Genomic DNA, 24,435 nt, shown 5'->3' with positions numbered 1-24,435 from the left:
CGCTAGCGGACGATCGTCACCGGAACGGGCGCCTGTCGGGCGATCCGCTCCGCGACGCTGCCCAGCAACACCCTCGAGAACCCGGTCCGACCGTGACTCCCGACGATGATTCGATCGACCTCGTTTTCCACGGCGTAGTCGACGACGGCGTCGGATGGCTGTCCGACGACCGTCTCCGTCTCGATCGCACACCCCTCGTCGGCCGCGCGGTCCTCGGCCGCCGCGAGGAGTTCCTGTGACGCCTCCTGCTGGCGCTCGAGCAACACCTCCGGCCCCAGGTGTGCCGCCTCACCGTAGCTGCTGTTGGTCGGATCGACGGCGTGGACCACCGTCACCTCGTCGTCGGGATGTTCTCGACAGGCGAACTCGAGTGCCGCCCACCCCGGTTCCGAGTCGTCGAGTGCGACCAGCAGATGCATACTGACCCGTACGGGGAGCAATTACTTGAGTGTCATCCACTATCACGTGTTGCGGGCTGGCAATCACGGACCAGCAACTGTCGGCGGCGACGGCTGCAATTCCAGGACCCTCGAACTCCGTCGCTTCACACGGTCTGCTGTCACTGGGTCTCGTCGCATCCCCACAGCGGGTCGGGACTGAGTCGGCACCCACTGACAGGAGTCCGTCTCACTCGGAGTAGCCTTCCTGCAGGAACGTCCCTTCGGTCTCGTACACCGAGACCAGTTCCTCGATGAGTTCCGCCGGCGACTGCCCTTCTTCGCAGTGGCTGTCGAGTCGGTCCTTCAGATCGTCGCTGATCTCGAGTGTCTGTGTCATGGGTGGTGTGTGGGTCGGAACGCGTCGACCGTATCCGTCGTGGTGCAGCGGCAAATAGCCCCGGGGCGCGTGCGCAGCCGGCGTCGACGGGCCGGACCCACACCGGCACGGGACGGCCGTTCGGTTATCCGGTTCGTCGCGGTAGGGTTCGACGATGACAGCGCAACTGACCGACGACGACGTCGGCAAAACGGTCGTCGACGCCGAAGGAACGGAACTCGGTATCGTCGCGACCGTCGAGAACGGTCGGGCCGCCGTCGATCCGAACCCCAGTCTAGCCGAACAGGTACTCGCGTCGATCGGCTGGGGTAGCGAGGACGAGGAAGACTACGTCGTCACCGAAGACATGCTCGAGCGAGTCGACGCCGACGTCGTGTTGCGCGGTGAACTCTGAGACGCCCGCACGCCTCCTCCGCAAGATCGCACGGGGAATGACTTATTCGATGGAGCCGTCGTCGAAGGACTGTTCGCGCCAGGTCGTCCAGTCGTAGAGTCGCTCGAGTTCCCCGCCTTGCTGGCGGATCGCGACGGCGGTGTTGAACAGGAAGGCGGCGACGAGCGTCGTCCCGACGAGCCAGGCGGCATCGGCGAGCGCGCCGTACCCGGCCGCGTAACTCGTCAGCAAGTCGACGAAGATGACCGCAGTGACACAGACGATCGCCGGCAGCAGGTGGCGGGTCAACGCGGCGAACGTCGTTCCCTCGTGGACGCGGACGGCCCGAACGCCATAGAGAACCGCCCACGCGGAGGTGACGACCCAGCCGATCGCGACAACCAGCCGAGTCGAGGAGGTCTCGACGAGGAACGTCCCCCACCAGGCGGCGACGAAGCCGACGATGACGACGTAGTCCGCCCACGCGGGCAGCAGCCGAGAGCGGTCGCCCCCGGTCGGCTGGTCGTGGTACATCGCACGGATCGCCAGCGCGAGAAAGAGGATGAAAAAGAGGATCGCGCCGTCGACGAATCGGCCGATCCAGTCGGGCTCGAGCAGCAGCGAGGCGACGCCGGCGGCGGCGTAGACGATCGCCGCGCCGATCCCGATCAGGAGATACCACTGCTCGGTAGCCGCATCGACCGCGAGGACCTCGCGGACGTAGATTCGAGCGTAGTAGAGCAACACCACTGCTGCGACGCCCATCGCGAGATACGCGAACAGCCGCCCGATCGCGACCGTCGTGGCCGGATCGCTGGCATCGAACGTGATCGACGGAATCGGGGCGAACACCATCGGGTGAAACTGGCGGCCGAACCGGTATAAGTATATAGCCCCGTTTCCGGCGGTCGGGAAGTCACCGGCGTTCGCCGCCCGCTGGCTACCACGCGAGAAATCGATACCGGAAAAGAGCCGACGGTGTGCGTGTCGATCCCTTACGGGTCCTCGTCGTAGATGTCTCGAGTGGGCTCGCCGTCGACGTCGATGACGGCGAGGGCACCGCGGCGAGTGGCCCGCGTCAGCGCGTGGTCGACGATTTTGACCGGCCCGGGGACGGGGAACTCCAGCTCGCCGGCGGTGGTCGTCCCGGGGGCGACGGGCGCGGTCTCGATGTTCAGGTCGGGCTCGCTGAGGAGGTCGCCGTCGCGGTAGTAGCGGCTCCAGACGTTGCCGATGGGGTGAAGCGAGCTCAGCAGGTTGGGCCCGCCGTTGGCGAAGTACACGCGTGCGGTGTCGCCCGTTTCGGCCGTCATGGGCCCGACGCCGTTCTCGGTGAAGCCGTAGGCCTGGCCGTTGAAGACGACGTAGGTCGGCGACTCCTCGAGCATGGCGTCGAAGTCGAAGCTGTGGTGGCCGGCTTCGCCGACGTCGCCGTCGGTGTAGATCTCGTGTTGGCCGAGGTAGTACTCGTGGTCGACCTCGGGGAGGCCGTCTTCGGGCTCGACGAGGATCGAGCCGAACATCCCCGAACTGATGTGTTGATCCATGTTCGGGATCGCACAGTGGTAGATGAACACGCCGGCGTAGTCGGCGGTGAAGCTGATCCGGGCCGGGTCGTCGCCGGGCGCGATCGTGGTCGCCTCGGCTCCGCCGCCGGGGCCGTAGACCGCGTGGAAGTCCATGTTGTGAGCCGCCATGTTCAGGTCTTCCGGGACGTCGAACGTGAGGTTCACGCGGTCACCGCGCCGGACGCGGATCATCGGCCCCGGCACCTGGCCGCCGAAGGTCATGTACTCGAACGTGACGCCGGGCTCGATCTCGGCCGTCCGCCGAACCGTTTCGACCGTCACGTCGTGCTCGCGGGGCTCGTTCCAGTCGACCGGCGAGGGGATGTCCGTCGGATCCCGCGCGATCCGGTCGACGTCGACCGCCTTCGCTGCCGGCAGTCCCTCCGCATCGGCCGACTGGTTGGTTTCAGCGGCGTTCCCCGCTTCGTTGCCATCGAGGCAGCCGGCAACCGCCAGCGCGCCGGTCGCCCCGATCGCCTGCATCACCCGTCGTCGACTGAGTTGCGGTTGGGTCATCGTTCTACTTGGTCATAGTAGTGGACATATGATCAACCATCGCGACGGTTCCCGCGGCATAGTAATCCATTCGGAGAGTCCCCGTATATCGTGGTCATTTAAATGCCCATCCAGTCGACCGTGTGGCCAGAACGGGTTTCGGCCCCCTGTCGTCGGGTGATCGGCCGCTCACCGCCGACCAGCCACTCGAGAGCGACCGTCAGAACGAACACGAATCCGATGCATAGTCGTCGTATGAAACCGAGCGAGCTTCGCGAAACGATGCCTGCCCTCGAGTCGAGCGTCTACTGCAACTGGGGGGCTGGCGGTCCAAGCCCGCGCCGCGTCGTCGATGCGGCCGAATCGGCGCTCGAGTACCACGAGTACGAGGCCCCCGCGGCGGAAGGGGTGTATCCGGCTGCGTTCGACGCGTACGACGATGCGCGGACTGCCGTGGCCGACCTGCTCGGGGCTGCACCGAGCGAGATCGCGCTCACCCAGAGCACGACCGACGGGATCAACCGGGTCGCGGGCGCGTTCGACTGGACGGAAGGCGACGTCGTCGTCCGAACGGATCTCGAGCACTCCGCGGGGATTCTGCCCTGGCAGCGCCTCGAGCGGGAGTTCGGAGTCGACGTTCGGGTCCTCGAGACGGAGTCGGGGCGGCTCGATCTCGAGGCGGTGAAAGCGGCGGCCGACGACGCGAGGCTGTTCTGTGTGAGTTCGCTCACCTGGACCCACGGCACTCGGTTCCCGATCGCCGATATCGTCGACGTCGCTCACGACGCGGGGGCGCAGGTACTCGTCGACGCCGTCCAGTCCCCCGGCCAGGTACCCGTCGACGTCGGCGAGTGGGGTGCCGACTTCGTTGCCGGGGCGGGCCACAAGTGGTTGCTCGCCCCGTTCGGTGCCGGATTTCTCTACGTTCGCGACGGACTCGAAGCCGACCTCGTCCCGGCCGCGATCGGCTACCGAAGCGTCGCGGACGCAAACGCCAGCGACTATCAGTACGCCGCCGGGGCGCGGCGGTTCGAGGTCGGGACCACGAGTCCGGCACCCCACGCCGGACTGTCGGAAGCGATCGGGGTCCTCGAGGCGGTCGGAATCGAGACGATTCAGCGGCGCATCGAGAGGCTCACCGATCGGCTCAAGGACGGCGTTCCGGACGAGCGGCTGCTGAGTCCACGGGGATACGAGTCCGGGCTGGTGACGATCGCCGACGACGAGCCGACGGCGACCGTCGAACGGCTCGCCGATCGGGGAATCGTCGTTCGGTCGTTGCCGTTTCCGGACGCCATCCGCGCGTCGATCCACGCGTTCAACAGCAGCGAAGACGTGGACACGCTGCTCGAGGCGCTGTAGACCGCCCTCGAACGCGAGATCGACGGCGCATGTGTCAGTCCGCAGCCTGGCGTTCCTCGAGGGCAGCGCGAACGTCGCCGTAGCGCTCGAACCGATCGGCACCGATGTAGTCGACGGTGTCTTGCAGGTACTGGACGAGTTGTGTGCCGATCTTTCGTTGATCGTAGCCGTCGAACGGCTGGTCGTCGTAGAGCGGACCCGTCAGCAGTCGATTTTCGACGTACTCCTCGATGCGCGGTTCGTAGACGTCCGCAACGATGTCGGGGTTGGCCTCGGCCAGTTTAGCCAGGATCCACCGCCCGTTCTCGATGTGACGCGTCTCGTCCTGCCGGACCTTCCCGATGGCCGTCTGGAAGGACTCGAGGACGACGTCTCGGCCCATCTCCTCGGCTTTCAGTTCGATCATCTGATCGAAGCTGAGGTAGCCCCCGCGGGCGAGTTGCGCCTCGACGATGCCCATGTAGTTCAGATAGGCCTCGCCGAGCGCGTAGACGAGTTCCGTCCGGTCGCCGCTCGTGGTCGCCGCCAGGAGGTCGTCCGCAGTGTCGTAGAGGTCGTCCGTGCTGTACCCCTGGTCCTGATAGCCGCCCTCGCGGTAGGGATCGGTCTCCTGCGTTTCGAAGACCTCCTCGAAGTAGCGGCTGAAGAGGTCGGTGTGCTTGGCTTCTTCGTACACCTGCTGGGCGAGGTAGATCTCCTCTTGAACGGTGTCGAACGGCATCTCCTCGTTCGGCAGGGCGTCTAAGGCCATCATGTACGGCGCGAGCGTCCGCGTGACGTCCTCCTCGCCGTCGTAGAACCCAGCACACGTCGCGAGGAACCGCTGTTGCTCGGCCTCGGAGAACTGGTGCCAGTCCTCGCGGTCCGCTTCGAGGTCGTAGTCGTCGGGGTCCCACGTCCCCTCTCGCTTGCCCTTTCGGTAGAGTTCGTAGGACTTCTCGCGCTCGCTGTAGTCGATCGCCATATGTTGCCCGCACAACACGATCGACAATGAATATTTGGGTGAGGGTCACTACCAGTGTAAACTCGAGCGACGACCGATCCGCCGATCACGTCCGTCGGCGTCCAGTCCGCCCGCTCCGGCTATTCTGATCCGGAGTCGGCCGACTCGGCCGCGACCTCGACCATCGTCTGTCGCTCGTCGAAGTACGCCGGCGCGTCGGCGTCGGCCTCGAACTCGACGATGCGGGTCAGCGCTTCCTGGCCGTCCTCTACCTCCGAGACCAGCTCCGCGGCGAGCGTCGTGTATTCCGCTGCCAGATCCTGAAAGGCCTGCATCCGTGCCTGTTTGGCTTCCACGAGGAGTTGCTTCTCCTCGAGTTCTTCCTGGAGTTCCTCGATCGCCGCCACGTCGACGTCGGCGGCGTCCGGGACGTCCGCGGTCGACGGCGTTTCGGTCGCCGGGACCTCCTCGGGCAACGTCTCGAGGCGCGATCGGATGTCGGCCATCTCCTGGTCGATCTCGTCGAGGAGTTCGTCGGCCTCCTCGCCCATCGTCTCGACGTGTCCCGAGAGCAGGCCGGCCTGGGTGCGACAGTACTCGACGAATTCCTCGACCGCGAGTGTCTCCGCGGCGTCCTCGCTCATAGGTCCCCTTGGGACTGCCGGCCGAAGTCACTTTGGTCCGTTGCCCCCCGTGGGCGCGCGGGCAGCAGATTCGCGAGCATCGGTCGTGGGGACTTGGTCTAAAAGGGCTCCCGCAGAGTCGGTGAGAAGAACCGATTTGACGGGGAGTGTGTCGCCCGCTTCTTGCGATGAGATGAGCAGCACAACTGCGTCACTGGGGTATGGTGGCAGCCGATTACTGGAGGTCCCTCGAGAACCGTCCAGAAGACGAACGGCCGGTGATCGGTCGGAGACACGGGGCTGCACGACTCGCTCTCTAATTGACGCGGGGAGTCACATCGCTGGACACGGGTAGCCACATCGCTGGATTGAGGGCACCGGGAGACCGTCGGAACACTACTCACGAAAGACACACGCATGGAATACGAGGCCATACTCTTCGACAACGACGGCGTACTGCTCGAGCGAACGTCGAGCGATCGGTCCGTTTTCGAGGCTGCCATACGCGACGCGTTCAATGAACACGGGGTGACTGCGCCCGATCCGGAGCACGTCGCCGACCTCGTCTACGGTGTCACGGTCTCTCGCTTGACCACCATTTGTGAAACGTACGGACTCGAGACCGACTCGTTCTGGCTCTCCCGCGATCGAGCGTGTTCGCAGGTCCAACGCGATGCGATCGCGGCAGGGGAAAAAGGACTGTATCCCGACGTGAACGCCCTGAACGAACTCGAGCGGCCGACGGGTGTCGTCAGCACCAATCAGCACCCGACGCTCACGTTCGCGTACGATCGTCTGGATACTCCCTCGTTCGACGTCGTTCAGGGACGGCCCATGACCGTCGAGAGCCTTCGACGCAAGAAACCGAACCCCTACTATCTCGAGAAAACGCTACACGACATCGGTACCGAGGCCGCTCTCTACGTCGGCGACTCCGAACACGACGTGATCGCTGCACGGAACGCGGGGATCGACGCCGCGTTTTTGCGACGAGACCACAACGATGATGTGTCCCTGTCCGTCACGCCGGACCACGAACTCGCCAGTCTGTACGGCCTGTCTGCGATACTGGAGTGAACGGGTTGCTCGCTCGGCACGGACTCGAAAAGACGGACTCGACAGCACTGGATCGTTACTTCTTGTGCGTGAAAATGACCGCCTGACCGTCCGCCGATCCCACGCACAGATCCAGTTGTCTCGAGAGGTTGAGACTCGTCGGGTTCTCCTTGCACACGATGAGGTCGTCGAACCGCGAGTCACAGGCCGGACAGGACACTGCCACCGTGTTCTGGTAGCTCTTGATCGCCTGGTTTTCCTCGCGAAGCGTCAACGAAGCCACGAGTTCGTCGAGGTCGATGTCGTCCATACGCACCCTTCTGATCCAGCACGCATAAAAACAGGTGACGGTAGCGACCGCTTCGGCGGGACGGATCGTCCGCCGCTCGTCGGACCGCCCCACTGGTTGTCAACTGATACCATGGCATTGGGCTTTCAGACTCGTTAAGGTCTTCCGGCCACTGACTCAGACACAATGAATCCGGAACCGTATCGACAGGAGAGACAGTCCCGCTCCCGGATCGAACGATGAGCAAGGACTACATCGAAGTACGTGGCGCGGAGGAGCACAACCTCAAGGACCTCGACGTCACGATCCCCCGCGAGGCGTTTACGGTCGTTACCGGCCTCTCGGGCTCGGGGAAGTCCTCGCTGGCGTTCGAGACGGTCTACGCCGAGGGCCAGCGCCGCTACATCGAGAGCCTCTCGGCGTACGCCCGGAACTTCCTGGGGCAGATGGACAAACCCCAGGTCGAAACCGTCGAAGGCCTCTCGCCGGCGATTTCGATCGACCAGAAGAACGCCGCGAACAACCCCCGATCGACCGTCGGGACGGTCACGGAGCTCCACGACTACCTGCGCTTGCTCTACGCCCGCGTCGGCACGCCCCACTGTCCCGACTGTGGCCGCGAGGTCGGCGAGCAGAGTGCGCAAAACATGGTCGAGCGCATTCTCGAGTTGCCGGAGGGAACCAAAGCCAAACTCGCCGCCCCAGTGGTCCGCGACCAGAAGGGTGCCTTCGAGGACCTCTTCGAGGAACTCGTCTCGGAGGGGTACGCCCGGGTCGAGATCGACGGCGAGGAACACGACCTCACGCTCGACGAGCCGGACCTCGACGAGAACTTCGACCACACCGTCGACGTGATCGTCGACCGCGTGAAGGTCAGCGCAGAGGATCGTCCGCGCATCATCGACAGCGTCGAGACGGCGCTGGACGAGGCCGAGGGCGTCCTGAAGGTCATCCTCCCGGACGCCTCCGAAGAAGTGGCCGCGGATCTCGGCGAGGAAGCCCGCCGGACCGGCGCGCTCGGCGAGGAGACCGAGGAGAACGACCGCTTCGTCGTCGAGTTCTCGAAGGACCTCGCCTGCACGCACTGCGGGATCGACATCCCGGAGATCGAGACCCGGTCCTTCTCGTTCAACTCCCCGCACGGGGCCTGTCCCGAGTGTGAGGGACTGGGCGAGACCAAGGAGGTCGACGAGGCCCTCGTCCTCCAGGACGAATCCAAGCCGCTCAAACACGTCTTCGAGCCCTGGAGCTACAACCGCTCGTACTACCAGACCCGGCTGGACGCCGTCGCGGAGCACTTCGGCGTCTCACTCGAGACCCCGTTCGAAGACCTCGCGGACGATGTCCAGCAGGCGTTCCTCTACGGAACGGACGGCGAAGTGGTGTTCAAACGGAGTACGAAAAACGGCACTCGGCGGAAGCAAAAGCGCTTCGAGGGGGTCATTCCGAACCTCGAGCGCCGCTACATCGAGACCGACTCCGACTCGACCCGCGAGCACATCGAGGACTACATGTCGGTCACGGAGTGTCCGGCCTGTGACGGCACTCGCCTGAAGCCGGCCTCGAGAGCGGTGCTGGTCGACGATACGTCGATCACCGAAATCAACGCGATGAGCATCGGCGACGCCCGCGATCACTTCGAGGCGATGGAAGCCGACCTCACCGAACGCGAGAAGGTCATCGCCGAGGAGATCCTCAAGGAGATCCGCGCCCGCCTGGGCTTCATGTGCGAGGTCGGCCTCGACTACATCACGCTCGACCGGGAGGCCTCCACGCTGTCGGGCGGCGAGAGCCAGCGGATCCGACTCGCCACGCAGATCGGCTCCGGCCTCGTCGGCGTCCTCTACGTGCTCGACGAGCCCTCGATCGGGCTCCATCAGCGGGACAACGACCGGCTGCTGGACACGCTCGAGGAACTCCGCGATCTGGGCAACACCTTGCTCGTCGTCGAACACGACGAGGAGACGATGCGACGGGCGGACAACGTCATCGACATGGGGCCCGGCCCCGGCAAGCGCGGCGGCGAGGTCGTCGCCAACGGCTCCGTCGAGGAGGTCAAAGCGGCCGAAGGATCCGTGACCGGCGAGTACCTCTCCGGCCGGCGGCAGATCCCGGTGCCCGACGAGCGCCGCGAGCCGGACGGGACGCTGACGATCCGCGGGGCGCGCCAGCACAACCTCAAGGACCTCGACGTGGAGATCCCGATCAGCTGCTTTACCGCGATCACCGGGGTCTCGGGCTCCGGGAAGTCCACCCTCATGCACGAAGTGTTCTACAAGGGGCTGGCCCGCCAGATGAACGACAACACGTCGGTGATTCCGGGCGACCACGACGCCCTCGAGGGGCTCGATCGGATCGAGACTGTCCGACTGATCGACCAGTCGCCGATCGGCCGCACGCCCCGATCGAACCCCGCGACGTACACCAGCGTCTTCGACTACATTCGGGAACTGTTCGCCTCGACGAAGCTCGCGAAACAGCGCGGCTACGAGAAAGGGCGGTTCTCCTTCAACGTCAAGGGTGGCCGTTGCGAGGAGTGTGGCGGCCAGGGAACGGTCAAGATCGAGATGAACTTCCTGAGCGACGTCTACGTCCCCTGTGAAGAGTGCGACGGCGCGCGCTACAACGACGCCACCCTCGACGTCACCTACAAGGGCAAGACCATCGCCGACGTCCTCGAGATGTCCGTCGAGGAGGCCTACGACTTCTTCGAGTCCTCGAGCCAGATCCGCCGCCGACTGAAGCTGCTGAAAGACGTCGGACTCGACTACATGAAACTCGGCCAGCCCTCGACGACGCTCTCGGGCGGGGAGGCCCAGCGGATCAAGCTCGCCGAGGAGCTGGGGAAGAAAGACTCCGGCGAGACGCTCTACCTGCTCGACGAACCCACCACGGGCCTCCACAGCGAGGACGAACGCAAACTCATCGACGTCCTCCACCGGCTGACCGACAACGGCAACACCGTCGTCGTCATCGAACACGAACTCGACCTCGTGAAAAACGCCGATCACATCATCGATCTCGGCCCCGAGGGCGGCGAGAACGGCGGCGAAGTCGTCGCGACCGGGACGCCCGAGGACGTCGCCCGTCTCGAGGACTCCCACACCGGACGCTACCTGCGGGACCTGCTCCCGAAGATCGATCTCGAGGGACCACGTGGCGAGCGTGTCGAGCCCGTGAGTGCGCCGATGGACGACGACTGATCGCGACAGTCAGAAGGACTCATTGCGATTCGGGCCAACGAGGAGACAGATGAGTCGACTGAAAGACATCGTTCGTCGCGGGTTCGCCGGTGGCGGGATCGCGACGCTACTGCTGGCCGGGCTGTTCGTCCTCGGTGGCCCCGCTCCGTCGACGCTACTGGTGGCCGGCTGGCTCGCTATCGTCGGGCTCTCGCTGTTCCTCGCCGGCACCCGCGAGCGAGTCCCCGTTGCCGGCCGGCTCGTCGGCTGGCCCCGCGTTGGCGCTGCCGGCATCGCCGCGTTCGCGATCGGCGCGGTCGGGTTCGGGCTCTCGCAACTCTACACGCTCGAGGTCGCCAGCGGGACGTGGCTGCTCACTGTTGCGATCACGGTCTTCGTCCCGGGGTATCTCGCGTGGTTCGCCCTCGAGTGCTGGGCCGGCGGCCGTCGACTGGACGACGAGATGTTCGCGGTCGAGTAACGCGGCTCCCCGACGCTGCCGTGTGTCGCATCGACTTCCACTGGCGTTGTCCGAGCCGATACGACCGCCCACGACTGGGGTTGTCGACGATGGGCCCTCGCCGGGGCGAACCCGACCGGGAGCACAGTCAAGGGGGAGACTCGCCAAGGAGTACGTATGGCAGACGATTCCACACACTCCGAGGCGGGATCGGCACGGACCGTCGAAGATCCGACAGACTCGTTCGATCTGACCCGCTCGGAGCGCGTTCAGATCGGTGTCACGCGGGGCGAGACCGACCTCGAGATCGGACCGCCGCGTGACTATCCCGACCGGGCCGACATCTCGGTTCGACCGCGGTCTGACGACGGCCACCGAGTGGTGGTCAGTATCGATGCGATGGCGGGTGACCACGGGACGGGCCACGCCGACGTGGAGTTGACGCCGGCCGAGGCTCGCGCGCTCCGGGATCGACTCGACGAAACGGTGCGCTGGATGACCGAAGACGACGAGTCCGACTCTCCGGACGAGGCTGCCGATCGAAACTGATCCCGTCCGACGGGTTCGACGGCCTTACTCGTCGGGGCTGGGCGACTGGACGCGCGAGATGTAGCCGGCCAGGTCGGACGTCGTGACCATTCCGATGGCGCCTTCCTCGTTGTCGACGACGGGGATGTGATGGAAGCCCCGTTCGACCATCGCGTCCGCAACGTCGCGGACGCTGTCCTGGGCCGAGGCCGTGACGACGTCCGTACTCATGTACTTCGAGACCGGCGTCTGATCCTTCGGTTTCTGCTCGGAAACGATCCGGACGAAGTCCGTCGTCGTCAGGATCCCCTCGAGTTGGTTGTCGTCGTCGACGACGACGACCGATCCGATCCCGTTCTCGAGCATCAACTGGGCGGCGTCCTCGACCAGCGTGTCGGGCGTTACCGTGTGCAGGGACGTGGACATGACTCGAGCGACGAAAATGTCTTCCATATTGCGTGGTAGTCCGCACACCCTATAAGAACTGTCGAAGAATCTCGAGACTCCGGTGGACTGGCCGTCGACCGCGGAGTCGCAGCTGGAGCCGTCGGTGGATCGGCTACGCCCAGGGAGCACACGCGACGACGCGACCAGTTCATAAATAGTCGGCCGTCGAGGTGGCGGACATGCGCGTGAGCCATGCGATGGTCGAGCGACTGGCGGCCGCCGGGATCGACACCGTGTTCGGCATTCCTGGCACGCAGACGCTCCCGCTGAACGACGCGATCGAGAGGCGAGACGATATCCGGCACGTGATGGCCCGCCACGAGACCGCCGTCACGCATCAGGCCTGGGGATACGCCGAGACCTGCGGCGATCCCGCCGGGACGCTCGTCGTCCCGGGTCCGGGCGACATGAACGCGATGAACGGCCTGCAGAACGCGCGCAACGACTGTACGCCGCTGGTTCACATCGCCGTCGAAACCGACCCCGAGATCCGTGGCGGTGGGGGTATCCACGAGACGCCGCCGGAAACGTACGATACCGTCGTGAAATCGAACGTGGTCGTCGACCAGCCCGAGGGGACGGCCGCCGCGCTCGAGGCGGCGATCGCAACCGCGGAGCGGCCGCCGAAGGGGCCGGTCAGGGTCGGGGTTCCGAAGCGCTTTCTCTCGCTGGATCGCCCCGTCGCGACGCCCGGCGAGTACAGTCGCGAGTCCGTCTCGGGCGTTGCCGAGGACGATATCGACGCGGCCACCGATCTGCTCGCCCCGGCCGAGCGACCAGTCATCGTCGCGGGTGGCGGCGTCCGCGCTGGGAACGCCAGCGCCGAACTACGGCGCGTCGCCGACCGACTCGGCGCGCCGATCGTTACTACGTACAAGGGGAAAGGTGTCGTCCCCGACGGCTCCGGCGGGTACGTCGCCGGAACGCTGGCGGGCAGTGCGTCGCCTGCCCTGCTCGAGTTGCTCGCCAACGCCGACGCAGCGCTCGCAGTCGGAACGGATTTCGACGCGATGACGACCCGCACCTGGAGCGTCGACCTCCCCGCCGACCTCGTCCACGTCACGCTCTCTCCCGCAGACCTCGTCCACGTCACGCTCTCTCCCGCAGACCTCGTCCACGTCACGCTCTCTCCCGCAGACCTCGGAAACGGCTACGAGCCGGCGGTCGGGGTCGTCGCCGACGCTGCCGACGCGCTGTCGGCGCTCGAGGCGACGCTCGGAGATCGAGACGGCGGTCGGGCCGACGGGAGCGCCCGCGAGCGCGCCCGGCGCGTTCGACGGGCGACGAGCCGGCGACTCGAGGAGCTTCGGGGTTCGTCCCCGCCGCTGACCTCGGTGAGTGCACTCGAGACGATTCGGGACGCCGTGCCCCGAGAAACGATCGTGACGCTCGACGCCGGCGGCTTTCGCGTCTGGGCGCTGAACGCCTTCGAGGCGGCGGGGCCGCGGTCGTACGTCAATCCCGGCTCGTGGGCCACGATGGGGACGGGACTGCCCTCGGGAATCGGCGCACAGTTCGCGAACCCCGACGACGACGTGGTCGTGCTGACCGGCGACGGCGGGCTCTTGATGTGTGTCCACGAACTCCATACGGCCGTCGCCGAGGAACTGCCCATCACCGTCGTCGTCTTCGTCAACGAGGACTACGCGATCATCAGCGACGAGGCCGATCGGGCGTTCGAACTCGCCGCCGACACGTACGGCTGGGGCGACGCGCCGATCGATTTTACGGCGCTTGCGGCGAGCTTCGGCATGCGAGCCGAACGAGCGGAAACCCCGGCGGCGATCGAGTCGCGTCTCGCGGCGGCGATTTCTGCGGCCGAGCCGGTCCTGCTCGCGGTGCCGACGGATCCGGCCGAACCGCAAGCCAGCGACTGGATGGGCGAGTGACGGCTGGCGATCGCCCGGTCGACCGGGAATCGTCCTGATACTATATTTTAAATAGGAACTCCCCCATATTCGGTGACGTACCGACCGATGATCCCCGCATCGCCCGCCCTCGAGGGCCACTGCAAGCTTCTTCCCGCACCCGCGCCGACAACCGACGTATTCGCGGCCGTCGCCGCGGAGTACGCCGCGCTCGCGGACGAGTACGGCCCCCGGAACGTCCTGGTCCTGAAACGGCATCCGGCGGGTCTCGAGTCCCTGACGGCGGCGCTTGCCGATGCCGACCGCGAACGGCCCGCCGGTGGCCCCCGCTCCCCCCGCGTCGAATCGCTCCCGGAACACGCTTCGAAGACCATCGAGGAGTACGATCCGACGCTATCCCGCCTCGAGTACGAGGAACGGATCGAACTCATCTCGCTGGTGATCGACGGGGCGAGCCGAGCGATACCCGACTACCTCGAGCGGGCCGGGGCCCACGAGAGCTTCTCGCGTGACGTGGGGCAGCTGCTCCTCGAGGCGACGCGCCAGCGGATCCGCCGCGACGACCTCGAGACCGACGACCTCCACGACTGTCTGGCCTTCCTGTACGCGATGAACGACCGGTTCCACGCGGAACTCGAGGAGCGGGGCTACGTCGAGCGAGCGGACGTGGTGCCCCAGGCGATCGACCTGCTCGAAGCGAACGCGGACGGCGTCCGGACCCGCGTTACCGCCTCCTTCGACGCCGTCCTCGCGGTCGAGTTCGAGGAATACCGCCGGCTCGACCGTCGCTATCTCGCGGCCCTCACGGGGGAGGCCGATCTGGTCTGTTTCGGCGAGTGCCACGCCAGCGTCGAGCGGACGCGAGTCGAACCGGGCGGTATCGCGACCATCGCGACCGACGCGGGCCTCGAGGTCGAGCCCCTCGAGCCCGCATCCGACCGCGATGGGAACGAGACGCAGCCACACCGACCGATCACGCGATTCCTCGCGACCGGCGAGCAGCCGGCTCGAAACGAAGCGACCGAAGACGAGTCCACGGCGTGCGACCCGGCAGGACGGGCCCGACGAATCCGTGCCGAGACCGCCCGCGAACAGGGCCGGGCGGTCGCGACCGAGATCCAGTCGTTGCACGACCGCCGGGGCTGGTCTTACGACGAATTCGCCGTCGCCGTCCCGCGGATCGAGCGGGTACCCGAGACCAGACGGCGACTGCGGGAGGCCGGCGTTCCGACCGCGACGATCGGGACCCCCTCGCTGGCGGAGGATCCCGCAGTGAACGAGCTCTACGCGGTCGTCACGCTCCAGTGTGCCCGCGAGCGCGACGGGGAGCCCCTCTCGCGGCCGGATCCAGGACGGGATGCGAGCGACCCACGGGACGTCTCGCTGAACCGCCTCCGGGCCCGCGTTCCGGACTTCTCGCCGGACCTGCTCGGCGAAACCGCCGGCGCGAGCGTTCGGCGATCGCTCGAGCGCTGGATCCGACGGACGGACCTGAAAGGCCGGATCGCCCGCGACGAGGACTGGATCGACGCCCGCGAGGGGTACGAGGGCGTTCGCCGCGTGCTCGAGATCGCCCGGTTCGTCGAGGAGACGGACCTCGTGGGGCCGGACTGGCAGGGACTGCGCCGGATGCTTCGACGGACGATTCAGTACGACGCGCCCTACGTCCACGCGGTCGAGACGCAGCCGCCGACCGGCGGCGTCACCGTCTGTGCCGTCGACGACCTGAAGTACGACTCGCGCACCGCCGTCTTCCTGCTCGACCTGATCGACGGGACCTACCCCGGCGAGCAGTTTCTCACGCAGCTGTTCCCGCCGGCGTGGCTCCGGGCGATGCCGTCCTATCCCGCGGTCACGGATCCGTCGCTCGAGGAGATCACCGACACGTTCGACACCGTTGCTGCCGCCGACGTCGGGGATCCCTTCGAGAGCTATCACGCACAGCGCTCGCGTCGGCGACTCGCGCTCGGCTCCCGCGCGGCCGAACGGCTCCTCTACTGGTGTTCCTACGAACGCGGCTCCGGTGGGCTCCGTCGAACCTACGACGAGTCGCGCTATCTGAAACTGATCGAATCGACGCCCGGGCTCGCGCTCGCGGAGCGAGACGACGACGACGCTGCGATCCACGGCGAGACGAACGCACTCGACGCGTTGCTCGCCCAACCCCGCGGCGAACTCGAGCGGGTGCTCCGGGAGGCCAGCACCGGCGGTGAGGCGGATCTCGGCGAGACGGAGACGGTGTTCGAGGAGATCGCCGTCGTGCTCGAGGACGGCGACGTCGACGACGAACTCGTCGAAGCGGTCCGATCACAGTTCGAGTTCGCCGCCGGCGAGGTGGTCCGCGATGACTGACGGGACGACGACCGCCGAGTCGCTCTCCGTCGAGGGGCTCAGATCGGCACTGCACTGTCCCCGGCGGTACGAGTTGGCTCACGTCCACGGGATCGAGGACGACGAGGAGGACGCGGTCGGCGACCGCGTGGCCCTGCTTCGGACCGCGATCTGTGACGCGCTTCGGAGCGGTGAGACGGACCGCGAGGAACTCGAGACCGTCGCCCGCGATCGACTCTCGACGCTGTGGACCGACCACGAGGAACCCTTCCACTCCCGTGCCCAGCGTCGCCACGAACGACGGGTGCTCGAGGCGACGCTCGCCGCGTACGTCGAACGCGTCGGCGGCGAGCACGCCGGGGGGATCGAGCGGCTGGCTGCCGACGCGACCCGCGACGAACTGATCGGGCCGGAACTGCCGCTCTCGAGTACGCTCGAGCTCCCCGAACCGGCCGGCGGAGCGGACCCCGACAGCGAGAGGGAGACGGTGACGATCGATGCCACGGTCGACTACGTCTACGACGACGGCTCGTCGATCGTTGGCGTCCGATTCGTCCCGACCCTCGCGCCGCTTGGGCCCCTGCGCTACCGCTCGGAGTGGGAGGGTGACGTGGCGGAGCGATTCACCGACCACTTCGATACCGATTCGGACACGTTCGAGCCGGATCCGGTCGGCTCGCTCTTCGAGACAGCGGTCGTCCTCGACGGGCTCCGCACGCGTCGGGACCGCCTCGAGCTCGGCGACCGGACCTGTCGCTACGTCCAGATTCCGCTGGCCGATCGGTCGGGGACGGCAGTGAACTGGGTCCGAGAGACCGTCGAGACGAACCTCGAGGTCGTCGATCTCACCGACGTCTACGTCGATCACCACACCTACGGAATGACACACGATCATCGAAACGGAACCGTCGACGACCGGCTCGGACGGGTCGCTTCGGGCCTGCTGTCCGGCCCCTTCGACCCGTCGGACCGATGGGATCGGATCGCGGAACACGCCTGTCCGACGTGTGACTATACCGTCTGCTGTCAGGACTACATCGCAGGGGAGGTGCGGTTCGATGGGTGAGGAACCACGGCGAGCGGGCAGCGGCGGACAGGAGCTCGAGCCGGGGGCCGATCCGGACGACGACACGTTCGACACGGCAGCGACCGCCGGGCTCGCGTCCGCCGACGAGATCGAGCCGAAAGGGAATCAGCGGGCAGTCATCGACAGCCACGCAGCCTGTACGTCCGTCGACGCGGGTGCCGGGACCGGGAAGACGACGACGATGCTCGTCCGGATCGAGCGCGCCATCGAACGGGGCGAGGTCGATCCCGAGGACGTGCTCGTGTTGACGTTCGCGAACGAAGCCGCCGCGAGCATCCGGACGGCGGTCGGGGAGCGGCTCGATCCCGACGCAGCAGCCGCGATCGATGTCTACACCTACCACTCTTTTTGTTACCGACTCGTCCGCGAGTACGCCTACTACCTCGGCTACTCGCCCGAGTTCGACGTCGTGACCGAACGGGACCGCCGTCGGATCATCGGTCGCCTGCTCGCCGAGAACGACTACGACTTCGCGGCTGCGTCGACCCGAAACGACGGTTCCCCGACCGATCTCGTCGACGCGGTCGATCGGTTCATCCAGGCGATGAGCCAGGAGAACATCACGCCTGACGACCTACAGTCGGGCCTGCCACCGATTCGCACCCTCGAGCTGTGCAACGAGTTCGTCCTCTGGCTCGAGCGCATGGCTCGCGAGAACCTCTCCTTCGACAACGAGGCGCTGCGCTACTTCAACCGGGAGGAGTACCTCGAGACGGCCCGGGAGTCGCTGGTCGACTACGGCAAACTCGTCTCCTACTGCCGGGAGAAAATCGCGGAGGCGCCGGACGCGTTCCGCGAGGACGATCTGGTTCGGGAGATCGATCGCTACCTCCGGGTCCTCCAGCGGTGCGTGACGAACACGATCGACGCGCTCTCGTTGGACGACCGGACGACGAAACACCTGCCGCGGGCGCTATTCGGCAACGAAATCTGGGGGACGGCGACGAGCCGGATCGAACAGACCCCCTTCGGCCGGCTGAAACACGCCGTCGAGTTCCTCCGGCTGGCTCGCCACTACGCCGACGTCTACGCGGACTATCACGACCACCTCGAGGCCGAGCGGACGATGGACTTCGACGAGCTGGTACGGACGGCGACTGGACTGCTCGACGACGACGCGATCGCTGACGAAATCACGGGCCAGTGGACGCAGGTCTACTGCGACGAGTTTCAGGACACCGACGGGACCCAGTTTTCGCTGCTCACCGAACTCACCGACGGCCCAGATCGGCCGGATCTGTTCGCGATCGGCGACAAGGACCAGGCGATCTACGGCTGGCGTGGCACCGACCGCGAGGGACTCGATCGGCTGGCCGACGCCTACGACGACCACGAGGCGATCGAACTCGAGCTCAACTTCCGGTCGCGACAGGAAATTCTCGATCTGACCAACGCCTGTGACTACGGCCCTCAGTCCTCGAAGACGCTGCGGGAGGACGGCCGAACGCCCGGAACGTACGACGAGCCGGAGCCGTCGGACCGCGTCGTCAAAGTCGAGAGCGACGAGATCCCCCAATCGACGGCGGCACAGGTCGCGACGACGGTCTCGCGGCTCCTCAACGGCGCGGCCGAAACCGTCCCCCAGCGCTCGCTGGGCGATCTCGCGATTATCGTTCGGACGAACCGCCACGCACAGGCGGTCGCCGACGAACTCCGGGACCTGCAGATCCCCTACGAGATCTCCGGCTCGCCGCGTGGCGAGATTTCGCCCGGGATCCGGACCGTGGTATCGTATCTCCGAGTGCTCGTCGAGCCGGACGCGGACGCCCACCTCCGGCGCGTGTTACTCTATCGCTACCGACTCACCGAGGCGGATCTCGCGACGCTGCAAAGCCAAAGCGAGACCTTGTACGACGCGGTGGTAGACCCTGATCCGGACGTCGAATTCGAGCAACCGGAGCGGCTCGCGGACGCTCGGGAGCACCTCGCGACCCTCGAGCAGTTTCGGGACGTCTACCCGCTGTCGGGATTCCTCCGTCGGTTTCGGGACCTCACTCGGATCGAATGGTTCTGCTCGAGCGACGAGCGCGCGCAGTTCGATCGGATCGAGCGCTTCGTCGAGGCCTACGGCGCTGACGCCGTCGTCCAGTCGCTGTCGACCGAGTTCGTGGACGCGTTGGCGTCGACGTTGCAAAGCGGTGGCAGCGATCGAACCCGCGGAACGCGGTCCACGGACAGCGTCGACGTGATGACGGTCCACCAGGCCAAGGGCCTCGAGTTCGATACCGTTCTCGTCCCCTACCTCTCGGACGAGGAGTGGTGTGTCGACGGTGACTACGTCGAACGAGCCCGGTACCGGTTACTGGCCGCGACGCTCGACGCCGAGATCGAGTCGCCGTTGCTCGCCGATCTCGCCGCCGAGCGGGTCGGCGAGGAGTGGCGGGTGCTCCACGTCGCGCTCACGCGAGCCGAGAACCACCTGTTCCTGTTTGGCTCCGACTACGAGTACGACGGCGCGGACGACGAACTGGCGGCGTCGACGGCCGAGACCTGCTTGGCGAGCGAAATCGAGTGGTCGGTGACCGGCCAGCGGATGGATCTCTGGTCGTCGCTGACCGAGAGCTTCCGGCAGGTGCGAGAGAACTACCCCGAAACGGTCGTCGACCGGACGACCGAGATCGCCGCGTCCGCCGGAGAGAGCCCCGGAACCATTACCTACTACGCCGACTACGGTGATCGCCCGGTCGAGCCCCTCGAGACGCGCGAGGCGATCGAGACGGTCCACCGACTGGGGCGGCAGCTTCGCGACGGCACGCTGTTACCGGCTGCCGATGCCGCGAGCACCGCTCGGCTCGAGGACACCCCCGCCGATCGCTCGAGTGGGCTTTGGGTTCCCAGCGGCCGTCGATCGTCCGCGCTGACGACCGACACGGTTCGATTCCCCGTCGAAACGCTCGCGAGCGCGACTGAACTCCCCGTCGCGATGCGCCACAGCTACTCCGCGATGGACACGCACGACACCTGTGCCCGAAAACACTACCTCGATCACGTCGTTCGAGCGATCGACGATCCGCTCGAATCGATCGAGGGGGACGGGACGGCTACGCCGACGGTCGACGACTCGGCGTCGCGAATTGTCGGCACGGTCTTCCACGATGTCGCCGAGGAGGCCTTCCATCGCGAGTACCACACGCGCGAAGCGTGGCGGGAAGCCGCCCTGCGTCAGCTCACCGCACGCGACTTGCTCGCACACCGCGAGGCCGTCCTCGCCTGTATCGACCGGTACTTCGAGGCGAGCGTGCCCGGGTTCGACCGGCCGATCGCCGAGTGGGACGCCGTCGCCGCGGAGTTGCCGTTCTCGCTCGAGGACGTGACCGGCGTGACCGGAGACGTCGTCGGCTACGTGGACTCGATCAGGCGGCTTCCGGACGGCGGGCTCGCGGTCCTCGACTACAAGGCGACCGCGGGGCGGATCGATCCCGGCGATGCAGTCCAGTTGTCGCTCTACCTGCGGGCTTGCGAGAACCGGTTCGACGAACCCGTCTCGACCGTCGGCTACGTCTACGTCGGCGACGTCGACGGTCCGCGCGTCGACCTTTTCGAGCCCGAGGAGCTTCCCTCGTGGGAGTCGGTAGTCGAAACGCTCGCGGCGGTCGACGAGCCGTCGTTCTCCGAGACGACGCCGGGCGACCACTGCCGACACTGTCCGCATCGGTCGCTTGGCTGCGGACCGGCAGAACATGCCCACGGTGGAGACGGTTCGGAAGACGGCTGAGAACGGACCGGAGTAGTCGGAGCGCCCGTCGGGCGCAGCCAGCCGTCCTCGCCGGTCATCTCGTCTCCACACGACGAAAACGGGGAGCGATAGGGTCGCTGACTACGGCTCCCACTCGAACCGTTCCGGATCGCGCGTCGCAAGCGCCGTCCGGACCGCGGCGACGTTCTCCGCGGCGTCGTGAACGCGGACGATATCCGCCCCCCGATCGGCCGCCAGGGCGGTCGCCGCGACGGTCGCCTCGAGTCGGTCGCCGGCCTCGCGACCGACCTGTGCGAACATGGACTTGTGGGAGTGGCCGAAGAGAACCGGACAGCCCAGCGCGTGGAATTCGTCGATCCGATCGAGGAGCTCGAAGTTCTCGCTCGCGGACTTGCCGAACCCGATGCCGGGGTCGACGACGATCTGGTTCCGGTCGAGTCCGGCCTTTTCGGCCAGCAGGATGCGTTCGGAGAGCTGGTCGATCACGTCCGCGACGACGTCGTCGTACTCGATCTCGCGGTCCGGGACGACCGGCGCGTCGATGCTGTGCATCACGACCAGTCCCGCGTCGTGGTCGGCCGCGACGAAGCGCATCTCGGGGTCCTCGAGCCCCGAAACGTCGTTGATGATGTCGGCACCGGCCTCGAGGGCGGCGTCGGCGACGGCGGCTCGGCGGGTGTCGACCGAAATCAGCGCGTCGAGGTCGGCGACCCGTTCGATCACGGGGACGACCCGGTCCAGTTCCTCGTCGACCGAGACGGGGTCGGCACCCGGTCGCGTCGACTCCCCGCCGATATCGATCACGTCGACGTCGGCCGCGACCATCGCCTCGGCGCGGGCCACGGCGTCCTCGAGGGCGTCGTACTCGCCGCCGTCGTGGAAGCTGTCGGGAGTGACGTTCAGAATGCCCATGACGGCCGTCCGATCCGACCAGGGAGCGGGCGGGCCACTCGAGTTGGCGGTCCGCCAGTCGGGCCGGGCCGGCACGCGTTCCGTCCCCGCCGTCTCCGCGTCGCCGTCGATTGTGGTCCCGGCTCCGGCATCGATCCCCGCGTCGTCGCCGACGCCGGTTCCGGCATCGATCTCGAGGGTGTCTCGCAACGTTCGAGCGATATCGGTGACGCCCTCGGGACGGCTCCGGTCCTCGAGGCGTTCGACCAGCGTCTCGAACTGTGCGAGCGTTCCCATCAACACGGCGTCGACGGTCTCCTCGTCCCGGTCGAGACCGGAGAGGGCACACTCCCCGCCGAGGCGCAGCAGTTCCTCCTTCAGGACGGTCGCCTGTCGATCCCGCAGTGCAGTCCTGACGACCCGGTGGACGGCGTCGCCGTCCAGTCGGTCGACGTCGTCGCTGGCGACGTTTGCCTCCTCGAGGGCGTCGCGAGCGTCCGCCCGGTCGCGGATCCGCTTTGGAACGTCGGTGCGGGTCCACCGCGAGCGTGCCTCCGCCACTGCGTACAGCGACCCGGTCACGAGCACGCAGTCGTCGCTCCCGGCGTCGGCGAGCGCGGACGCGAGGGCATCCGCCACGGCGGTCTCGGTACGGACCGTTCCGGCACCGCCGTCGGCGAAGACGTCGGCGAGGACGGCCCGGTCCTCGGCGCGATCGAGTGCCGGCTCGGTCGTCACGACCGTATCCGGCGTCGGCAACGTGGCGGCCATCTCGCGGTGGTCCTTGTCGTGCATCGCACCGAAGACGAGGTGGAGACGGTCGTACGCGTACGTATCGAGGGTTTCGGCGAGCCCCTCGCAGGCACCCGGATTGTGCGCGCCATCCAACACGACCAGCGGGTCGGTGTCGAGTACCTCGAACCGACCCGGCCAGTGGGCGCTTCGCAGTCCGCGTCTGAGGGCCGCATCCGACACGTCGCCGACCTGGCGGGCGAGGACGGCCGCGATGCCCGCGTTTTCGGCCTGATGTTCGCCCAGCAGCGGAATCCGCGTCTCGAGGTCCCACTCGCCCGCGTCGACCGAGACGGCGGCCTCGGTGTGGTTGGTGCGGCCGCCGTATTCGACGTGGACGTCCGGTTGTGACTCCGCGCCGCTGCCATCGGCCACGTCCCGCCCGACGGTCACCACGTCACCGGCCACGTCACGGATCGCCTCGAGTGGCCCCCCAGTGACGCCGGTCACGAGCGGCGCGTCGGTCGGGGCGACGTGGGCCTTGTCGCGGGCGATCTCCGCAACGGTATCGCCGAGAATGCCCGTGTGTTCGAGGGTCACGCTCGTGACCGCGCTCGCGACGGGATCGACGACGCTCGTGGCATCGTACTTGCCGCCGATACCGACCTCGAGGACGGCGATATCGACGTTCTCGCGCCCGAACTGCCACAGCGCCATGGCGGTCATGGTCTCGAAAAAGGTCGGTGACTCGCCGTCGGCACCGCGCGCCGTGACGTACTCGCCGACGGCGTCGACGTACTCCCGGACCGCCGTCCGGGGAATCTTCCGGCCGTCGACGCGAATTCGCTCGCGGAGGTCGTCGAGATGCGGCGAGGTGTAGAGGCCGACGGAGTAGCCGGCCTCCCGCAGGGTCCGCTCGAGCAGTCGCGCCGTGCTCCCTTTCCCGTTGGAGCCGGCGATCTGGACGCAGTCGACGGCATCGTGGGGGTTCTCGAGGTGGGCCAGCAGGCGGGCCGTCGACTCCGTCCCCGGCTTCGGGCGGAACCGCCGCAGATCGAAGAGGAAATCCGCCGCCTCGTGATACTCCATATAGGAATAGGAGAGGCCGACCGTTTTTGAGTATTCTGTTCGGACGCCGTCGTCACCGCTCACCCGTCGCGGGCGTGGTCGCCGCCCGGTACACGACGGCGACCGGCGGCGCAAATATGTTCGGGAGAAGAGCGACTTCGGCGGCCGACCTCGGTTCGCCCACGGCTTTAGGCGGGCCTAAACCGCCGGCCGGAGGAGATACTGTATGCCAGCAACCGATTTCGACGCCGAACGGACGTACGACGAGCATCGATTCAGCACGCGGTCCGTCTTCCGGAGCGACCGAATGAAGGTGGTCCTCGGCTACTTCGAACCGGGGCAATTCATTCCGGTCCACGCCCCCGACAGCGACGTCACGATCTGTGTCCGGGCCGGTACCGGCGTCGTTCGCGAGGGGGAGACGGACCACACCGTCGGCCCCGACGACGTAGTCGTCGTCGAGGCGGGGGTCGAGCGCGGCGTTCGAGCCGACGAAGACGGGCGACTCGAGGCGCTCCTGGTCACGAGCCCGCCGCCGACCGACGCCGAACACGAGCCCGTTCGAGAGGGTCTCGAGCGCGGCGTCTTCGAGCCCTGAGACGGTCCCCCGTCTGAGCGACCGGCGACCCCGCGATCCGTCCGTGGAGTCGCCGGTACT

At 66.9% G+C, this 24,435-nt stretch carries 20 protein-coding genes; 11 read left to right on the top strand and 9 right to left on the bottom strand.

The genetic code is table 11. The features are described 5' to 3' along the window. Positions 1–2: 2 nt before the first annotated feature. Both CP557_RS12645 and CP557_RS22595 read right to left on the bottom strand, forming a co-directional pair. Positions 3–419 carry a universal stress protein gene (locus CP557_RS12645; RefSeq protein WP_097380238.1) on the bottom strand — a complete coding sequence of 139 codons (417 nt, stop codon included), beginning with the start codon at positions 417–419 and terminating at the stop codon, positions 3–5. 208 nt (positions 420–627) lie between these two features. After that, positions 628–777, bottom strand: coding sequence for a DUF7557 family protein (locus CP557_RS22595; RefSeq protein ID WP_169924378.1), 150 nt, complete (start codon positions 775–777; stop codon positions 628–630). 154 nt (positions 778–931) lie between these two features. Here CP557_RS22595 and CP557_RS12640 point away from each other — a divergent pair, with 154 nt between their 5' ends. After that, a complete protein-coding gene (locus CP557_RS12640; protein WP_097380237.1) occupies positions 932–1,171 on the top strand; it encodes a hypothetical protein in 240 nt (79 codons plus the stop codon). Positions 1,172–1,213: 42 nt separating this feature from the next. Here CP557_RS12640 and CP557_RS12635 read toward each other — a convergent pair whose 3' ends face one another. Together CP557_RS12635 and nirK are read right to left on the bottom strand one after the other, a co-directional pair. Further along, entirely contained in the window at positions 1,214–2,005 is a 792-nt protein-coding gene (locus CP557_RS12635; protein WP_097380236.1) for a hypothetical protein, read from the bottom strand. A 140-nt stretch (positions 2,006–2,145) separates the two neighbouring features. Beyond that, positions 2,146–3,234, bottom strand: a complete 1,089-nt coding sequence (nirK, locus tag CP557_RS12630) for a copper-containing nitrite reductase (protein WP_097380235.1) — start codon at positions 3,232–3,234, stop codon at positions 2,146–2,148. A gap of 234 nt (positions 3,235–3,468) precedes the next feature. On the opposite strand from nirK, the gene CP557_RS12625 reads away from it, so the two are divergent. After that, complete coding sequence (locus tag CP557_RS12625) at positions 3,469–4,575, top strand: aminotransferase class V-fold PLP-dependent enzyme (RefSeq protein WP_211290204.1); 1,107 nt, start codon at positions 3,469–3,471, stop codon at positions 4,573–4,575. 34 nt (positions 4,576–4,609) lie between these two features. On the opposite strand, the gene CP557_RS12620 is transcribed toward CP557_RS12625, so the two are convergent. Both CP557_RS12620 and CP557_RS12615 read right to left on the bottom strand, forming a co-directional pair. Beyond that, positions 4,610–5,539, bottom strand: coding sequence for a ferritin family protein (locus tag CP557_RS12620; RefSeq protein WP_097380234.1), 930 nt, complete (start codon positions 5,537–5,539; stop codon positions 4,610–4,612). Between the two features lie 119 nt (positions 5,540–5,658). Continuing rightward, a complete protein-coding gene (locus CP557_RS12615) occupies positions 5,659–6,162 on the bottom strand; it encodes a hypothetical protein (protein WP_097380233.1) in 504 nt (167 codons plus the stop codon). A gap of 396 nt (positions 6,163–6,558) precedes the next feature. Between CP557_RS12615 and CP557_RS12610 the strand changes: the two genes are divergently transcribed. Continuing rightward, positions 6,559–7,218 carry an HAD family hydrolase gene (locus CP557_RS12610; protein ID WP_097380232.1) on the top strand — a complete coding sequence of 220 codons (660 nt, stop codon included), beginning with the start codon at positions 6,559–6,561 and terminating at the stop codon, positions 7,216–7,218. Positions 7,219–7,273: 55 nt separating this feature from the next. Here the strand turns inward: CP557_RS12610 and CP557_RS12605 are convergent, their stop codons facing one another. Beyond that, positions 7,274–7,507 (bottom strand): DUF7385 family protein, encoded by a 234-nt coding sequence (locus CP557_RS12605; RefSeq protein WP_097380231.1) that lies wholly within the window; start codon positions 7,505–7,507, stop codon positions 7,274–7,276. A 218-nt stretch (positions 7,508–7,725) separates the two neighbouring features. Here CP557_RS12605 and uvrA point away from each other — a divergent pair, with 218 nt between their 5' ends. The 3 genes from uvrA to CP557_RS12590 all read left to right on the top strand — a co-directional run bounded on the left by uvrA (position 7,726) and on the right by CP557_RS12590 (position 11,677). Then, complete coding sequence (gene uvrA, locus CP557_RS12600) at positions 7,726–10,689, top strand: excinuclease ABC subunit UvrA (RefSeq protein ID WP_097380230.1); 2,964 nt, start codon at positions 7,726–7,728, stop codon at positions 10,687–10,689. A 49-nt stretch (positions 10,690–10,738) separates the two neighbouring features. Next, positions 10,739–11,149, top strand: a complete 411-nt coding sequence (locus CP557_RS12595) for a hypothetical protein (protein ID WP_097380229.1) — start codon at positions 10,739–10,741, stop codon at positions 11,147–11,149. 156 nt (positions 11,150–11,305) lie between these two features. Next, positions 11,306–11,677, top strand: a complete 372-nt coding sequence (locus CP557_RS12590) for a hypothetical protein (protein WP_097380228.1) — start codon at positions 11,306–11,308, stop codon at positions 11,675–11,677. 24 nt (positions 11,678–11,701) lie between these two features. On the opposite strand, the gene CP557_RS12585 is transcribed toward CP557_RS12590, so the two are convergent. Continuing rightward, entirely contained in the window at positions 11,702–12,109 is a 408-nt protein-coding gene (locus CP557_RS12585) for a CBS domain-containing protein (RefSeq protein WP_097380227.1), read from the bottom strand. Positions 12,110–12,282: 173 nt separating this feature from the next. On the opposite strand from CP557_RS12585, the gene CP557_RS12580 reads away from it, so the two are divergent. The 4 genes from CP557_RS12580 to CP557_RS12565 all read left to right on the top strand — a co-directional run bounded on the left by CP557_RS12580 (position 12,283) and on the right by CP557_RS12565 (position 21,104). Next, entirely contained in the window at positions 12,283–13,992 is a 1,710-nt protein-coding gene (locus tag CP557_RS12580; RefSeq protein ID WP_097380226.1) for a thiamine pyrophosphate-binding protein, read from the top strand. Between the two features lie 87 nt (positions 13,993–14,079). After that, the gene (locus tag CP557_RS12575) at positions 14,080–16,323 is read left to right on the top strand and encodes a PD-(D/E)XK nuclease family protein (protein WP_097380225.1); all 2,244 of its coding nucleotides are present in this window, start codon (positions 14,080–14,082) and stop codon (positions 16,321–16,323) included. After that, positions 16,316–17,368, top strand: coding sequence for a PD-(D/E)XK nuclease family protein (locus tag CP557_RS12570; protein WP_097380224.1), 1,053 nt, complete (start codon positions 16,316–16,318; stop codon positions 17,366–17,368). The genes CP557_RS12575 and CP557_RS12570 overlap by 8 nt, the downstream gene beginning before the upstream one ends. Beyond that, positions 17,361–21,104: a UvrD-helicase domain-containing protein gene (locus CP557_RS12565; protein ID WP_097380223.1), complete on the top strand. Its 3,744-nt coding sequence runs from the start codon at positions 17,361–17,363 to the stop codon at positions 21,102–21,104. The genes CP557_RS12570 and CP557_RS12565 overlap by 8 nt, the downstream gene beginning before the upstream one ends. Positions 21,105–21,206: 102 nt before the next feature. Here CP557_RS12565 and folP read toward each other — a convergent pair whose 3' ends face one another. Beyond that, entirely contained in the window at positions 21,207–23,798 is a 2,592-nt protein-coding gene (gene folP / locus CP557_RS12560; RefSeq protein WP_097380222.1) for a dihydropteroate synthase, read from the bottom strand. Between the two features lie 205 nt (positions 23,799–24,003). Here folP and CP557_RS12555 point away from each other — a divergent pair, with 205 nt between their 5' ends. Then, positions 24,004–24,375, top strand: coding sequence for a cupin domain-containing protein (locus CP557_RS12555; RefSeq protein WP_097380221.1), 372 nt, complete (start codon positions 24,004–24,006; stop codon positions 24,373–24,375). The last annotated feature ends 60 nt before the right edge of the window (positions 24,376–24,435 follow it).

Source organism: Natrinema ejinorense (genome assembly GCF_002494345.1).
GTDB lineage: Archaea > Halobacteriota > Halobacteria > Halobacteriales > Natrialbaceae > Natrinema > Natrinema longum.
Note: the sequence above shows the minus strand (reverse complement) of the source record. Positions and strands in the feature narration are given on the sequence as shown.

Excerpts from the sequence above, each read along its gene's own strand:
- CP557_RS12645 (WP_097380238.1), bottom strand. The coding sequence starts at position 419 with ATGCATCTGCTGGTCGCACTCGACGACTCGGAACCGGGGTGGGCGGCA.
- CP557_RS22595 (WP_169924378.1), bottom strand. The coding sequence starts at position 777 with ATGACACAGACACTCGAGATCAGCGACGATCTGAAGGACCGACTCGAC.
- CP557_RS12640 (WP_097380237.1), top strand. The coding sequence starts at position 932 with ATGACAGCGCAACTGACCGACGACGACGTCGGCAAAACGGTCGTCGAC.
- CP557_RS12635 (WP_097380236.1), bottom strand. The coding sequence starts at position 2,005 with ATGGTGTTCGCCCCGATTCCGTCGATCACGTTCGATGCCAGCGATCCG.
- nirK (WP_097380235.1), bottom strand. The coding sequence starts at position 3,234 with ATGACCCAACCGCAACTCAGTCGACGACGGGTGATGCAGGCGATCGGG.
- CP557_RS12625 (WP_211290204.1), top strand. The coding sequence starts at position 3,469 with ATGAAACCGAGCGAGCTTCGCGAAACGATGCCTGCCCTCGAGTCGAGC.
- CP557_RS12620 (WP_097380234.1), bottom strand. The coding sequence starts at position 5,539 with ATGGCGATCGACTACAGCGAGCGCGAGAAGTCCTACGAACTCTACCGA.
- CP557_RS12615 (WP_097380233.1), bottom strand. The coding sequence starts at position 6,162 with ATGAGCGAGGACGCCGCGGAGACACTCGCGGTCGAGGAATTCGTCGAG.
- CP557_RS12610 (WP_097380232.1), top strand. The coding sequence starts at position 6,559 with ATGGAATACGAGGCCATACTCTTCGACAACGACGGCGTACTGCTCGAG.
- CP557_RS12605 (WP_097380231.1), bottom strand. The coding sequence starts at position 7,507 with ATGGACGACATCGACCTCGACGAACTCGTGGCTTCGTTGACGCTTCGC.
- uvrA (WP_097380230.1), top strand. The coding sequence starts at position 7,726 with ATGAGCAAGGACTACATCGAAGTACGTGGCGCGGAGGAGCACAACCTC.
- CP557_RS12595 (WP_097380229.1), top strand. The coding sequence starts at position 10,739 with ATGAGTCGACTGAAAGACATCGTTCGTCGCGGGTTCGCCGGTGGCGGG.
- CP557_RS12590 (WP_097380228.1), top strand. The coding sequence starts at position 11,306 with ATGGCAGACGATTCCACACACTCCGAGGCGGGATCGGCACGGACCGTC.
- CP557_RS12585 (WP_097380227.1), bottom strand. The coding sequence starts at position 12,109 with ATGGAAGACATTTTCGTCGCTCGAGTCATGTCCACGTCCCTGCACACG.
- CP557_RS12580 (WP_097380226.1), top strand. The coding sequence starts at position 12,283 with ATGCGCGTGAGCCATGCGATGGTCGAGCGACTGGCGGCCGCCGGGATC.
- CP557_RS12575 (WP_097380225.1), top strand. The coding sequence starts at position 14,080 with ATGATCCCCGCATCGCCCGCCCTCGAGGGCCACTGCAAGCTTCTTCCC.
- CP557_RS12570 (WP_097380224.1), top strand. The coding sequence starts at position 16,316 with ATGACTGACGGGACGACGACCGCCGAGTCGCTCTCCGTCGAGGGGCTC.
- CP557_RS12565 (WP_097380223.1), top strand. The coding sequence starts at position 17,361 with ATGGGTGAGGAACCACGGCGAGCGGGCAGCGGCGGACAGGAGCTCGAG.
- folP (WP_097380222.1), bottom strand. The coding sequence starts at position 23,798 with ATGGAGTATCACGAGGCGGCGGATTTCCTCTTCGATCTGCGGCGGTTC.
- CP557_RS12555 (WP_097380221.1), top strand. The coding sequence starts at position 24,004 with ATGCCAGCAACCGATTTCGACGCCGAACGGACGTACGACGAGCATCGA.